We start from the raw sequence: 14,047 nt of genomic DNA, 5'->3' as shown, positions 1-14,047 counted from the left end.
TGCCAAGCTGAAGCTTAGAAGAGAAAACCCCTATCTGGTTCCCCGACCGCCCGGCTATTTATTGAGCCACTCGTCTGGGTTTTTTTGATAAATCAGCCACTTTCTCGCGCTATTCGGCATTTCGTCGGTATTTGCAGAAAATCGCCTAATCTTTGGCGTCGAGCAGTCGACATAACAGCAGCGTTAAGCCCACTCCTGTGGCAAATTGACGCCCCTTGTTGACCAGCCCCCTCCGCGGTAGCTCATTTAATGACCAGAAACATGAAGTTCAGCCACAAGATCTTGCTGGCTGCTGCCCTCGTAGTGGCCGTTGCATTTGCGTGCTTCATCCTCTTCAACGACTACCGCCAGCGCCAGACCCTGCGCAGCAGTACCGAGTCCTCAATGCAGGAACTCGGCAGTCTGACCACGAGTAATATCCAGACCTGGCTGGAAAGCCGCATCCAGTTGCTGCAATCGCTGTCCCAGCAGATCGCCGTGGATGGCAGCGCGCCGGCCAGCCTGAAACGCGCCATTGACCTGCCGGCCTACACCGGTAATTTTCAGTTGAGCTACTTCGGCAGCACCGAAGGCGTGATGACCTCGATTCCGGCCGGCAACCGCGCCGCCGACTACGACCCGCGCGCCCGTGGCTGGTACAAGGCCGCCGATAGCGCGCGGCAAACCATCGTCACCGAACCGTACATCGCCGCCTCGTCCGGCAAACTGGTGATCACTGTCGCCACACCCGTGCAGCATGAGAACAAGATGATCGGCGTCGCCGGTGCGGACATCGACCTGTCCAGCGTCAGCGCGATCATCAACTCGCTGAACTTCGGCGGTCACGGCCACGCGTTTATCGTCAGCGCCGACGGCAAGATCCTGATCCACCCGGACAGCAAACTGGTGCTCAAGACCCTCGCTGAGGCCTACCCGAACGGCGCGCCGAAAGTCAGCCCGGGCCTGAAAGAAGTCGAGCTCGACGGCAAGTCCCAGTTCATCTCCTTCACCCACGTCAACGGCGTGCCGTCGGCCGACTGGTACGTGGCGCTGGTGCTGGACCAGGAAACCGCGTTCGCGATGCTCAGCGAATTCCGCACCTCGGCGATCATCGCCATGGTCATCGCCGTGGTGATCATCATTGCGCTGCTGGGCATGTTGATCAGCTTCCTGATGCAGCCGTTGCTGACCATGGGTCGCGCGATGCATGACATCGCCGAAGGTGAAGGCGATTTGACCAAACGCCTGACCATCCACGGCCACGATGAATTCGGCGCGCTGGGCACGTCGTTCAACCGTTTTGTGGAGCGGATCCACACCTCGATCCGCGAAGTCGCCTCGGCCACCGGCCAGGTCAACGAAGTCGCCTTGCGTGTGGTCGCGGCCTCCAACTCGTCGATGTACAACTCCGACCAGCAAGCCTCGCGTACCAGCAGCGTGGCTGCCGCGATCAACGAGCTGGGCGCCGCCGCCCAGGAAATCGCCCAGAACGCCGCCCTCGCCTCCCAGCACTCGAGCGATGCTCGCGCGCTGGCCGAAGACGGTCAGCAAGTGGTGGATAAAACCATCGCAGCGATGCAGCAGCTGTCGGCGAAGATCAGCGATTCGTGCGGCAACATCGAGACGCTCAACAGCAACACGGTGAACATCGGGCAGATTCTGGAAGTGATCACCAGCATCTCCCAGCAGACCAATTTGCTGGCCTTGAACGCGGCCATCGAAGCCGCACGCGCTGGTGAAGCCGGCCGCGGTTTCGCGGTCGTTGCCGATGAAGTGCGCAACCTCGCCCACCGCACCCAGGATTCGGCGCAGCAAGTGCAGAAGATGATCGAAGAGCTGCAAGTCGGCGCCCGCGAAGCCGTAAGCACCATGACCGACAGCCAGCGCCAGAGCGAAAGCAGCGTCGGCATCGCCAACCAGGCCGGCGAACGCCTGGGCAGCGTGACGCAGCGTATCGGTGAAATTGACGGGATGAACCAGTCCGTGGCCACCGCGACTGAAGAGCAGACTGCCGTGGTGGAATCGATCAACGTCGACATCACCGAGATCAACACGCTGAATCAGGAAGGTGTGGAGAACTTGCAGGCGACGTTGCGCGCGTGCTCGGACCTTGAACAGCAAGCGGCGCGGTTGAAGCAGTTGGTGGGTAGCTTCAGGATTTAAGCCATTCTAGCGGGCCCCTTCGCGGGCAAGCCTCGCTCCTACAGGATTACAGCGCGTTACCTGTAGGAGCGAGGCTTGCCCGCGAAGGCGGCATCAGCAACAACGAAAATTCAGAACCTTGATCCCGGCCCCGACAGAAACTCAATTTCCTCAGCCGTAGACTCCCTTCCCAGCACCCCATTGCGATGGGGAAACCGTCCAAACCGCGCAATGATTTTCTGATGCCGCTCGGCATAGTCCAGGTTATCGGCAAACACTGCCCGATCCGCTTCCGGCTGCTCATCAACCAGCGCGATAAACCGCGAAACCGCCTCGTTCTGTACCGCAAGGTTCTCGCAATGTTCGAACACCAGGTAGATGAAAACCCTCTGGATAGGCTTTAACTGCCGATCAAAATCTGCGGCAATGCCTTGCGCCACCAGGGCTTGAGCCCGGAGATCGCCAGAGAAGGATTTAGGGGTGTCGCGAAAGATCATTCGCGGGAGTTGGTCGAGTAGCAGCACCAGGGCCAGCCAACCTTCGGGGCGTTGCGCCCAGTCGGTCAAACCGCCGGCCAGTGCCTGCTCGACCCAGTCCCCGAAACGCTCACGCGCTTCGAAGTCCTGGCTGTCGCGCTTGCCGAACCATAACTTTTCCCTGTCAGCCGCTACGTCGTTGGGGGCTTCGGCTGATCCGAACCACCATTCGAGCAACGGCTGCCAGGGCGCGGTCATGGGTTTATTCCTTGTGGTAAGCCGTGACGCGTGCGACTTCTTCTTTGGAGCCCAGGAACACCGCTACACGCTGGTGCAGGCCGTCCGGCTGGATGTCGAGGATGCGCTGGTGACCATCGGTGGACGCGCCGCCGGCTTGTTCGACCAGGAACGACATCGGGTTGGCTTCGTACATCAAGCGCAGTTTGCCCGGCTTGGATGGCTCGCGGCTGTCGCGCGGGTACATGAACAGACCGCCACGGGTCAGGATGCGGTGCACGTCGGCAACCATCGCAGCCACCCAACGCATGTTGTAGTTCTTTTTCAGCGGACCTTCATCGCCTGCCAGCAATTCGCCGACGTAGCGTTGTACCGGGGCTTCCCAGTGACGCTGGTTGGAGGCGTTGATCGCGAATTCCTGGGTGGATTCCGGGATCGTGATGTCTTCGTGGGTCAGCACGAAGCTGCCCATTTCACGGTCCAGGGTGAAGCCTTTGACGCCATTGCCCAGGGTCAGCACCAGCATGGTCTGTGGACCGTAAATCGCATAACCGGCGGCAACCTGCTGAGTGCCTGGCTGCAGGAAGGCCTTTTCGTTCAAAGGCTCGTTCTGGGTCAGGTATTCGTTCGGGCAACGCAGCACCGAGAAGATAGTACCGACCGGCGCGTTGATGTCGATGTTCGACGAACCGTCCAGTGGGTCGAATACCAGCAGGTACGCACCTTTCGGGTATTTGCCCGGGATCTGGTAGGCATTGTCCATTTCTTCGGACGCCATGCCGGCCAGGTGACCGCCCCATTCGTTGGCTTCGAGCAGGATGTCGTTGGACATCACATCAAGCTTCTTCTGCACTTCGCCTTGGACGTTTTCAGTGCCCATGCTGCCCAGAACACCACCGAGGGCGCCCTTGGAGACGGCGTGGCTGATTTCTTTACAGGCGCGCGCCACCACTTCGATCAGGAAACGCAGATCGGCAGGGGTGTTGTTGCTACGGGTCTGCTCAATCAAATAGCGACTCAGGGTAACGCGGGACATGGAAGGCTCCGGTGGAATGGGGGGGCTAAAAACCCGCGCAGTTTAACGCGAGTCGGGGCGCATTTCCTCCTATCAGACGTGATACGCCCGATAGAGTTCATGTGCGGGGTTTAGCGTAGTTCGAAACGGACATCTTTACCGGCTGACATATCGCCTTCGCGGGCAAGCCTCGCTCCTACACAAGAGCGCGGTCCCTGTAGGAGCGAGGCTTGCCCGCGAATGGCGCGTAGCGCCAGCCATTCTCAGGGTTTGACCGGCGGCTTGCGCAGCAGACTGAAGGCCATCACCGCCAGAAACAGCACACTCAGCAACAACACCGCCCACAACCCGAATTTCTTCCAGTTGGTGTCAGCCGTGGCAGCAGCCACCGCCGTCGGCGCCTGAGTCACCGCTGCCCCGCTATCAACCGTAGCCTTGCCCAAGGCCGCGAACTTCGCCGGGCTGTAGTCCGGGATCAACGTCGACAACGGCAAGTTCGCCGTCTTCACCGTCGCACTGCCCAGCGCCAGGGTATACGGCCCGGCGCCACGCGCCAGGAACACCACTTGCGTCGAGCGCACGGCAAATTTCACGGTTGGCGCTTCAGCGCCCAGGCCACCGCCGCGTTCATCCACAGTCAGTTTCAATTGCTGCACGGTTTGCCCCGACAGCTGCAGTTCGTTCTGCACCACGTCCTGACCATTCTGAGTCAGGCGATAGAGCAAACCGGCGCTCAGCGACTGCCACGGCAAACTGCTTTCGCGACGACCGGACAAGGTCACCGGCGCCAAACTGTTGGGCTGGCTCAACTCGACCTGCACACGCTCGAGATTCAGCCCCATCGGTAATTGCCAGGTGTATTCGCCGTCCTTCAAACGGGTGCCGGCCAACGGTTGCGACCAGACCAACGGCAACGGCAGGCTGCGGGTGCTGGCGCTTTCCAGTTGCGCCGAGGTCAGCACCGGCGCCGACTGCGGAGAGTTCCACAGCAAACGCAGATAACGCGCCGATTGCCCCGGCAGACCGACTTCGTGTTGCTCGACCCGCTCATCGGCAAACGACAGCCGCGCCACCTGCCCTTCGCCCCACGACTGCCAAAGCTGCAAGTCGTCGCTGGCTTCGATGCTGAACCGCTGGAAGCCATCGCGCTCGCTGGTCCAGTCGAGGATCAACTGCTGCAACGGCGCCTTGATCCCGCTGGCGTCGAGCAACCAGCCACGCAACACTTCTTCCCCCGCTTCCAACTGAGTGGACGGCTGCACTTCCACCAGCGTGCCGTTGGCGCTCGATTGCACGCGCACGCTCGGCGCGCGTTCGGTGGCGTCCGCCGAGCTGTACAGCGGGAACCACTTCACGTCGGTGGTGCTGCGGTTTTCGGCGGACTGCGCGGTTTCCCGGGCCAAGGCATAGGCCTGGGCTTCGCCGGCCGCGTTGAACACGCGCACATCGCTCAGATCAGTTTGCCGTGCGTTCAATTGAACGCTCAGCGGCAATTCGAGGCGATACCACGGCCCCTCGCCGCTCACGGACAACGGCACCTGAGTGCTGAAGTCCGAAGGTTTCTCCTGGGCGCTGGCCGACAGCGCCACGCCCATCGCAACAGCGCCCAACCAACCCAGGCTCAGCTTCTGACTCAAGACGACACTCCTTCGGTTTCAGGGGCCGGACTTTCAGATTCCGGCGCAGCCTCGGCACGCTTGGGCGGCAGCGGGGCGAAGTAGCCCACCACCAGCAACAACACGCCAACGCCGATAAACGAGACGATCCGCGCAAGTCCGCCACGGTTACTCAATTCGACAAAGAACAGTTTGGCCACCACCACACCAATCAGCGCAGCACCGATCAGCCAGACTTCACGGCGATGGCGCAGATGACCACCGATCATCAAGCCCAGCGCCATCAAGGTCCAGACGATCGACAGACCAGCCTGCACCTGCATCGACGCCAGCAGTTGATCCAGCTCGAACGGTACGCCGCCCCAGTGGTGTGCGGTGCGCGTGACCACCGCGGAGAAAAACACGAACAGCGAAGCGCCGGCGATCAGCAGCGTGGCGTTCTCTGCGTACACCTTCGGCAAGGCAAATTGCGCCACCGCGCTGCGCGACCACACGTAAACGCCGAACAGCGCGAACAGCAGGCCCAATTCCAGCGGGTTGATCAGCGGCACATACGGCAGCGGCTCGGCGGTGCCGTCACTGACACCGTTCGCCAGCCAGAACCAGCCGAGCATCAACAAGGCCAGCGGCGCGGCGGCGTACACGCGGTACTCCCGGGAATACGTCGACACCGGCCACGGCCAGTTGCGCGGCGCGGCGGCCAGCACCAGATACAGGCTCGGCAGAATCGCCCAGCCCAACCAACGCCAGGCGTTGTACTGCTCGGACAACAGCAGCAAGCCGTAACGCAGCTCCTGCGCCAGCACACCGATCAACATCCAACAGCCGAGCACATGCGCGGTGCTGAGGGCGCGCGCTGGCAGCATCGGCGCCAAACGCCGAAGGGAAATGAAGTGCACGACGAACACCGCCGCCCACACCAGCCAGCCAAAGTCGGCCGCCGGGTGATAACGCGAATGCCACGCAGAGAGCAACACCAGCCCCGCCGCCGGAATCAGGAAGGTGCAGACCAGGCCCAACGATGGCCATTTCAATCGCAGCGACAACAGCGTCCACAGCGCCACACTCAGCGCCGCAACAGCCAGCAGCAAAGTCGCTTGCAGATTCACCGGAGCAAAGCGCAGCACTTCACTGATCCACGCCAACGCCCACCAGCCCACGCCCCATACCAGCAGCAATTCGGACAAGCGATTCAGGCTCAACGCATCGAACGCCGACGCGTGATTACCCAACTGCAAGCGCCAGGCACCGACCAGCGCCGCCAGGCCGAGCACCAGCGGTGTCCAGAAACCGCTGTGGGCCAGAGGTTTCAAACCTTCACTGGCCAATGGCCCCAGCAAATCCGGCCCGGCGTACAGGAATGCCGCGCCGCCGATCACTTGCAACAGCAGGCCAAAGACAAAACTCACGCGCTGCTTGAGGTACAGACTCAGCCAGATGATGAACAACCCGCTGGCCGCCCACACCGCACTCGCGGTTTGCCATGGCAGCACGAACAGCACCGCGAGGTTGATCAGCACCAGACCGGCGAGCAGCACCACCGACAAGCCGCGAAGCAACCGGACATCGCTGCGCACCATCTCGTCACGGGCTGCGAGCAACATGCCGGCGATCAACGCTAGGCCAATCAGCGAGGCGCTAAGCAATCCGCTCCAACCGGCGCTGAACACAGCAGCAGAATCCCCGCTCGCCCCTTTCAGGCGCAACAGGAACAACGCACCGCCGAGCAATTGCACGGCAAACGCGGTGAACAGGAACGTACGCGATTGCAGGCGCAAACCAACGAACAGTGTCGCCAACCCGGCCAGCGCCCAACTGATCGCCGTGCCGTGAGTCAGGAAGAACAGCGGTGCCAGCAGATAAAGGAAGGTCAGGCCGAGACACGCCAACACGGGCAGGCCCTGGCGTTCCCACGCCGACGCCTGCTCCGGCAAGGCTTTGCGCAGTTGATAGAAACTGAACAGCAACGCCACGCCGAGCATCAATGCACCCAGCCATGAACCGTCCAGCAGGCTGCTTTCGCCGGGCTGCAATTTGCTGAGAAACGCGAGTGCCGAACCCAGTTGCAGCAACAAGGCAAAGGCGCGGGCCAGCGGTCGTTGCTGACGCAGGCCGAGCCAGAAGATCCCCGCGCCTTCCACGGCCCAGGCCGCAGCGGTCCAACGTGCGTCGAGACCCAGCGGAATCGCCAGACTGGCGAAAATCACGCCCAGCGCCAGACAGGTTTCCGCCAGCAACAACGCGCGACCGCCCATCAGCAACCGGGCCAGGGCCATGTAGATCATGCCCAGCGCCAGCGCGCTGAACGCGGCAGCGAATTCCAGATGCTGGACCAATGCGAACTGCAAACCGAAACCCACCAACGGCGGGCCGAACAGCATCGTGCCGTCGACGTAATCGCCCTTGCGCGCCGACCAATTCAGCAGCGCCTGGCGATCATCGTCCGCCGGGGCATCGGTCATTTCCAACAACTTGCGCCGGGTAAACAACAGACCGATGCCCAAGTACATCAGGAAGAACAGAATCAGGAACGGTTCGGTGCTCCACAGCAACTCAGGCGTGTAGGAGCGCAGGCCCCAGGCGAAGCCGATGCCGAACGTGCCGACAAAACCGATCAGGTTGAGCGGTCGCCACGCCTTGAACCAGGCGATCGCGAGGATGCCGGTGTTGAGCAGTGCAAAGTAGCTGAACAGCGCGACGTGGTTGCCGGCGCCGGTCGAGGTCAATATCGGCGCGGCGAAACCACCGAGTGCCGCGGCGCACGCCAGTGCCAGGGAATCCTGGGTGATCGCCAGAATCGCCGAGAACACCGTCACAGCCACCAGCAACCCCAAGGCTGCGGTCGGGTCGAGCAGCGGGTGCAAGCGCATCGCGGCGAACACCGTCAGGTACAACACGGCAATCCCGGTGCCTTGCAGCATCAGCGCGTAATGGTTGTTGCGATGCCGTAGCCACCAGCCCAGGCCAAGCAAGCCCAACGCACTGGCGGCGACCCCGGCGTAGCGCATTTCGATCGGCACAACCATGCCTTCGGTGGCGTAGCGCAGCAGGAATGCCAGACCGAGGAACAACAGCACCACACCGACCCGCAGCACGGTGTTGCCACCGAACAGCCAGTTGCGTGCACCGGTGACGGCGCGGTCGAACACATTCGGTTCGCGAGGTGCTGCGGGTTTTCGGGGTTCGCGGGCGACCGGTTCCGGGGTCCACACATCGGCGGGCAACGGACGGCTGGCTTCGCTGGCCGCGGCGGTGATCGGTTCGAGTTCGGGCGGGAGCTCCCAGATCAGTTCCGGAGCTTGGACAGGGATTTCGTCGAGAATGAATTCCGGGGGTGCAACGGGCTCGCTGACTTCAGGGTGAATCGCTTCGGGCTGATTGGCCTCCGGCGCTTTGACGCCGGACATCTCCAACAACGCCAGGCGTTGCTGCACCGCATTCAGCGCCACCTGTGCCTGTTCAAGCAGCAGGCGTTGCCGGGCCGATTGCGAACTCAAGCGGCCAATGCGAAAGGCCTGGCCGATGCCCAACCCGAGCAGCGCGCCCAACAGCGCATCGCTGAACGACTCATCGAGCATCCAGCCCAGCGCCAAACCAATCAGCATCAAGATCCATTGCATGGTCGATATCCCTAAGTGGCCCATTGCCGGGCAAGTCCAGAAGCCTTGTAGCGCCGGCGCTGACGTCTTCGCGGGCAAGCCTCGCACCTACAGAGAACACGATCCCTGCAGGAGCGAGGCTTGCCCGCGAAAGCGTCCGCACAGACACTTCAAAAATATCCGGCAAACTGGCGCTTAGTATATCGATCCGGCCCAACAGGCGTTGGGCCTTGCTCGTAATTATTGCTAAAAGTTACTCCAAAGCCTTCCAGATTTCCGTGGCGTACTCACGAATCGTACGATCCGACGAGAACCAGCCCATCCGCGAGGTGTTCAACACCGCCGAACGCCACCATTCCTGGGAATCGTGCCAGTGCGCCTCAACGCGCATCTGCGCGTCCCAGTAAGAGTCAAAATCGGCGCAAACCAGGAAGCGGTCGTAGTCCACCAGCGAATCGATCAACCCGGTGTAACGGGACGGATCATCCGGCGAGAACACCCCGCCGCGAATCGCTTGCAGCACGTCATTAAGACGATGGGACGCGGCAATATCCGGTGCAGCGTTGAACTCGTGGTTTTGCTTGCGCGCTTCAACCTGCTGCGCACTGAGGCCGAAGATGAACATGTGCTCGGCGCCAATGCGCTCGCACATTTCGACGTTGGCGCCATCGAGCGTGCCGATGGTCAGCGCGCCGTTGAGGCCGAACTTCATGTTGCTGGTGCCCGACGCTTCGAAGCCTGCAGTGGAAATCTGCTCCGACAAATCCGCCGCCGGAATAATGCTCTCCGCCAGGCTGACGTTGTAGTTAGGCAAGAACACCACCTTGAGCAAACCGCGCACGGTCGGGTCGTTGTTGACCACCCGGGCGATGTCGTTGGTCAGCTTGATGATCAACTTGGCCTGGTGATAACTGGCCGCAGCCTTGCCAGCGAAGATTTTTACTCGCGGTACCCAGTCGATTTCAGGCTCGGCACGAATCGCCTGATACAGCGCAACCGTGTGCATCAGGTTGAGTAACTGGCGTTTGTATTCGTGGATCCGTTTGACCTGCACGTCGAACATCGCCGCCGGGTTGACCGCGATGCCCAGCCGTTCATGAATCAGATACGCCAGGGCTTTCTTGCTGTGCAGACGCTGATCGGCGAAGGCTTTGCGGAAAGCGGTTTTCTCGGCGAACGGCTCCAGATCAAGCAAGCGCTCTTCCGGGTTATCCAGCAAGTCCGGCCCGAGAGCATCGACCAGCATCGACGTGAGTTCGGGGTTGGCCTGGTAGAGCCAGCGGCGGAAGGTGATGCCGTTGGTTTTGTTGTTGATCCGCTCCGGGTAGAGCTTGTGCAGTTCGGAGAACACGGTTTTGCGCATCAGCTGCGTATGCAATGCGGACACGCCATTGACGCTGTGGGAACCGAGGAACGCCAGGTTACCCATGCGCACGCGGCGGCCGTTGTCTTCTTCGATCAGCGAGACAGCGCGCAGCACGTCGAAATCGTGAATGCCTTTGGCCCGCAGCGAATCGATGTGTTGGGCGTTGATCAGATAGATGATCTGCATGTGTCGCGGCAGCATGCGTTCCATCAAACCGACCGGCCAGGTTTCCAGGGCTTCTGGCAACAGCGTGTGGTTGGTGTACGACAGCGTATCGACCGTCACCTGCCACGCGGCATCCCACGCGACATCGTAGACGTCGACCAGTTGCCGCATCAGCTCGGCCACGGCAATCGATGGGTGAGTGTCGTTGAGCTGAATCGCTGCGTGGTCGCCCAGGGTCAACACCGAGGTGTGCATGTTGCGATGGCGGCGCAGCAAATCCTGCAGGGACGCGGCGACGAAGAAGTATTCCTGACGCAGGCGCAATTCCTGGCCGGCTTCGGTGCTGTCCGCCGGATAGAGGACGCGGGAAATACTTTCGGCCCGGGCCACTTCGGCCACAGCGCCCAAGTGGTCGCCGGCGTTGAAGCGTTCCAGGTGCAAGTCTTCGACGGCACGAGCACGCCACAGGCGCAGGGTGTTGACGCTCGCACCGCGCCAGCCGACCACCGGGGTGTCATAGGCAATCGCCCGCACGGTTTCCGCCGGGGTCCAGACTTGCTTGGTCTTGCCGGCTTCGTCGGTGACGGTTTCGACGCTGCCGCCAAAGCCGATCGGGTAGACCACTTCTGGGCGTTCGAACTCCCACGGGTTACCGAAATCCAGCCAGTGTTCAGTCTGTTCCTGTTGCCAGCCATCGACGATGGCCTGGCGGAACAAACCGTGTTCATAGCGAATGCCATAACCATGGCCGGCGATGCCGAGGGTCGACATGCTTTCCATGAAGCACGCAGCGAGGCGGCCGAGGCCACCGTTGCCCAGGGCCGCATCGGGCTCCAGCAGGCGAATGCGTTCAAGGTCGACACCGAGTTCGGTCAACGCTTCGCGGGCGACGTCGAGCAGGCCGAGGTTGCTCAGGCTGTCGTAGAGCAAGCGGCCGATAAGAAATTCCAGGGAGAGGTAGTAAACCCGCTTCTGGCCTTTGCGGTAGATCTGCCGCGTGTGATCCATCCAGTGCTCGACCATGTGGTCGCGCGCTGCCAGCGCAATAGCTTCGAACCAGTCGTGGTCGAAGGCGTGATCCGGGTCTTTGCCCACCGCGTAGGTGAGTTTGGTCAAGACGGCGTCGCGGAATGCGGCCACCTCTGCTTCGCGAACAAGTGGTTCTTGAGTCATCGATAGGACCTCGAGCGAGCTTTGAGTTGTCTGAGCCTAGACGGTCTGACAGGCGGTATGGGCTCTGGTTCGGCAGTTTTTCCTGATAGTGCGAGATAGGCCGGCATTACATTGTCATGTACCTGAATCAATGCAGGGGCCGTGCCGGATTAACGGCAATTATTGGGCGATCCTGAAAAAAACTGGCGAAAGGTTGTTCAAAAATCCACCAGTCCCGGTATGATCGCGCGCCCTGATGCACACGCTGGTAACAACCGATGATGAAGTCCAACCTGATCGCCGCCGCGGAGATCGACCGCCTCGATACCTGGGCCAAATATTCTGCCCCGATGTGCGGTTCCTGCGTGTCGAGTTGCTGCACCTTACCGGTCGAGGTCAAGATCAAGGATCTGATCCGCATCGGCATCGTCGACGAGTTCGAGCGCGGCGAGCCGGCGAAAAACATCGCCAAGCGCCTGCAGAAGGAAGGGATCGTCGAGCGTTACAGCCAGAAGACCGAGATCTTCACCCTCCAGCGCATGAGCAACAACGATTGCCTGTACCTGGATCGTAAGAGCCGTCTGTGCACTATTTATGAAAAGCGCCCGGATACTTGCCGCAACCACCCGAAAATCGGCCCGCGGCCGGGGTATTGCGCTTACAAGCCCAAAGAAATTGTGCGTGAGACCAGCGCCAGTCGCCGTACCCTCGAGAAGTTTTAACCCGAAATCTCGCTGCCTGATAGATTGCTTTCGCGGGCAAGCCTCGCTCCTACAAGGGTATTACGTCGTTCGCGGCAATCGCGTATCACCCGAACCTGTAGGAGCGAGGCTTGCCCGCGAAGGGGCCGGTACAAACACCACACAAACCCCAGACAAACAAAAACGCCCCCGACCTTGCGGTCGGGGGCGTTTTTTTGTCAGCTAACTAAATAACTCAGTTACCGGACTTCTTGGCAGCGCGGGTACGCTCGCTTTCGCCCAGGATCTTCTTACGAAGACGGATGGACTTAGGAGTGACTTCGCACAATTCGTCTTCTTGAACGAATTCCAGAGCTTGTTCCAGGGTGAAACGGATAGGCGGAACCAGAGCGATGGTTTCGTCTTTACCCGAGGCACGCATGTTGTCGAGCTTCTTGCCTTTGGTTGGGTTAACGCCCAGGTCGTTGTCGCGGCTGTTGATGCCGACGATTTGACCTTCGTACACGTCTTCACCGTGACCCAGGAACAGTTTGCCGCGAGCTTGCAGGGTTTCCAGCGAGTAAGTCAGAGCCTTACCGGTAGCAACCGAAACCAGCACGCCGTTCTGACGGCCGGACATGTCGCCGGACTTCATCACGTCGTAACGGTCGAAGATCGAGGTCAGGATGCCTGCACCGGAGGTCAGGGTCAGGAACTCGTTACGGAAACCGATCAAGCCACGAGCCGGGATGTTGTACTCAAGGCGCACACGGCCCTTGCCATCCGGAACCATGTTGGTCAGGTCGCCTTTACGGATACCGATCTGTTCCATGATCGAACCTTGCGATTCTTCTGGCAGGTCGATGGTCACGTTTTCGTACGGTTCGTGCTTGACGCCGTCAACCATGCGGATGATCACTTCCGGACGACCAACACCCATTTCGAAGCCTTCGCGACGCATGGTTTCGATCAGTACCGAGAGGTGCAGCTCACCACGGCCGGAGACTTTGAACTTGTCGGCGGTGTCGCCTTCTTCAACGCGCAGAGCAACGTTGTAGAGCAGTTCTTTGTCCAGACGTTCCTTGATGTTACGGGACGTCACGAACTTGCCTTCTTTACCGCAGAAAGGCGAGTCGTTCACCTGGAAGGTCATGGAAACGGTTGGTTCGTCAACGGTCAGCGGCTTCATCGCTTCGACGTTCAGTGGGTCGCACAGAGTGTCGGAGATGAACAGCTGGTCGAAGCCGCTGATGCAGACGATGTCGCCGGCAGCTGCTTCTTCAACGTCGATACGGTGCAGACCGTGGTGACCCATCAGTTTCAGGATACGGCCAGTACGCTTCTTGCCGTCGGCGTCGATAGCGACAACCGGAGTGTTCGGCTTGATGCGGCCACGAGCGATACGGCCAACGCCGATAACACCCAGGAAGCTGTTGTAGTCCAGAGCCGAGATTTGCATCTGGAACGGACCATCGCGGTCGACTTTCGGCGCAGGTACGTTGTCGACGATCGACTGGTACAGCGGGGTCATGTCTTCAGCCATGTCGGTGTGTTCCAGACCGGCAATGCCGTTCAGGGCCGAGGCGTAGACGACTTTGAAGTCCAGCTGTTCTTCGGTAG

The 14,047-nt window shown here is 60.7% G+C and carries 8 protein-coding genes and 1 pseudogene; 3 read left to right on the top strand and 6 right to left on the bottom strand.

Translation table 11 applies throughout. The features are described 5' to 3' along the window. Positions 1-249: 249 nt before the first annotated feature. Together ACIOYV_RS22160 and ACIOYV_RS22155 are read left to right on the top strand one after the other, a co-directional pair. A pseudogene (locus ACIOYV_RS22160) lies at positions 250-1,284 on the top strand (cache domain-containing protein); the annotation flags it as partial. A gap of 93 nt (positions 1,285-1,377) precedes the next feature. Then, on the top strand, positions 1,378-2,142 hold the full coding sequence (locus tag ACIOYV_RS22155) for a methyl-accepting chemotaxis protein (protein WP_375538756.1): 765 nt from the start codon (positions 1,378-1,380) through the stop codon (positions 2,140-2,142). Between the two features lie 110 nt (positions 2,143-2,252). Here ACIOYV_RS22155 and ACIOYV_RS22150 read toward each other — a convergent pair whose 3' ends face one another. The 5 genes from ACIOYV_RS22150 to ACIOYV_RS22130 all read right to left on the bottom strand — a co-directional run bounded on the left by ACIOYV_RS22150 (position 2,253) and on the right by ACIOYV_RS22130 (position 11,768). Next, entirely contained in the window at positions 2,253-2,855 is a 603-nt protein-coding gene (locus ACIOYV_RS22150; protein WP_401327037.1) for a DUF924 family protein, read from the bottom strand. A gap of 4 nt (positions 2,856-2,859) precedes the next feature. Continuing rightward, entirely contained in the window at positions 2,860-3,870 is a 1,011-nt protein-coding gene (locus ACIOYV_RS22145; protein ID WP_054054707.1) for a class 1 fructose-bisphosphatase, read from the bottom strand. A 242-nt stretch (positions 3,871-4,112) separates the two neighbouring features. Then, positions 4,113-5,486 (bottom strand): DUF3999 domain-containing protein, encoded by a 1,374-nt coding sequence (locus ACIOYV_RS22140; protein WP_401327035.1) that lies wholly within the window; start codon positions 5,484-5,486, stop codon positions 4,113-4,115. Beyond that, positions 5,483-9,085 (bottom strand): DUF2339 domain-containing protein, encoded by a 3,603-nt coding sequence (locus ACIOYV_RS22135; RefSeq protein ID WP_401327033.1) that lies wholly within the window; start codon positions 9,083-9,085, stop codon positions 5,483-5,485. Before ACIOYV_RS22135 ends, ACIOYV_RS22140 begins: the two co-directional genes overlap by 4 nt. A 232-nt stretch (positions 9,086-9,317) precedes the next feature. Next, entirely contained in the window at positions 9,318-11,768 is a 2,451-nt protein-coding gene (locus ACIOYV_RS22130; RefSeq protein WP_054054715.1) for a glycogen/starch/alpha-glucan phosphorylase, read from the bottom strand. A gap of 260 nt (positions 11,769-12,028) precedes the next feature. On the opposite strand from ACIOYV_RS22130, the gene ACIOYV_RS22125 reads away from it, so the two are divergent. Continuing rightward, a complete protein-coding gene (locus tag ACIOYV_RS22125; protein ID WP_054054719.1) occupies positions 12,029-12,469 on the top strand; it encodes a YkgJ family cysteine cluster protein in 441 nt (146 codons plus the stop codon). Between the two features lie 214 nt (positions 12,470-12,683). Here ACIOYV_RS22125 and ACIOYV_RS22120 read toward each other — a convergent pair. Next, positions 12,684-14,047: EF-Tu/IF-2/RF-3 family GTPase (locus ACIOYV_RS22120; RefSeq protein ID WP_401327031.1), on the bottom strand; the 1,364-nt coding region annotated here is incomplete at its 5' end.

Origin of the sequence: Pseudomonas sp. NPDC087342, assembly GCF_044744265.1 — a bacterium.
Lineage (GTDB): Bacteria > Pseudomonadota > Gammaproteobacteria > Pseudomonadales > Pseudomonadaceae > Aquipseudomonas > Aquipseudomonas nunensis.
This window is presented reverse-complemented; position numbering and strand designations above follow the sequence as displayed.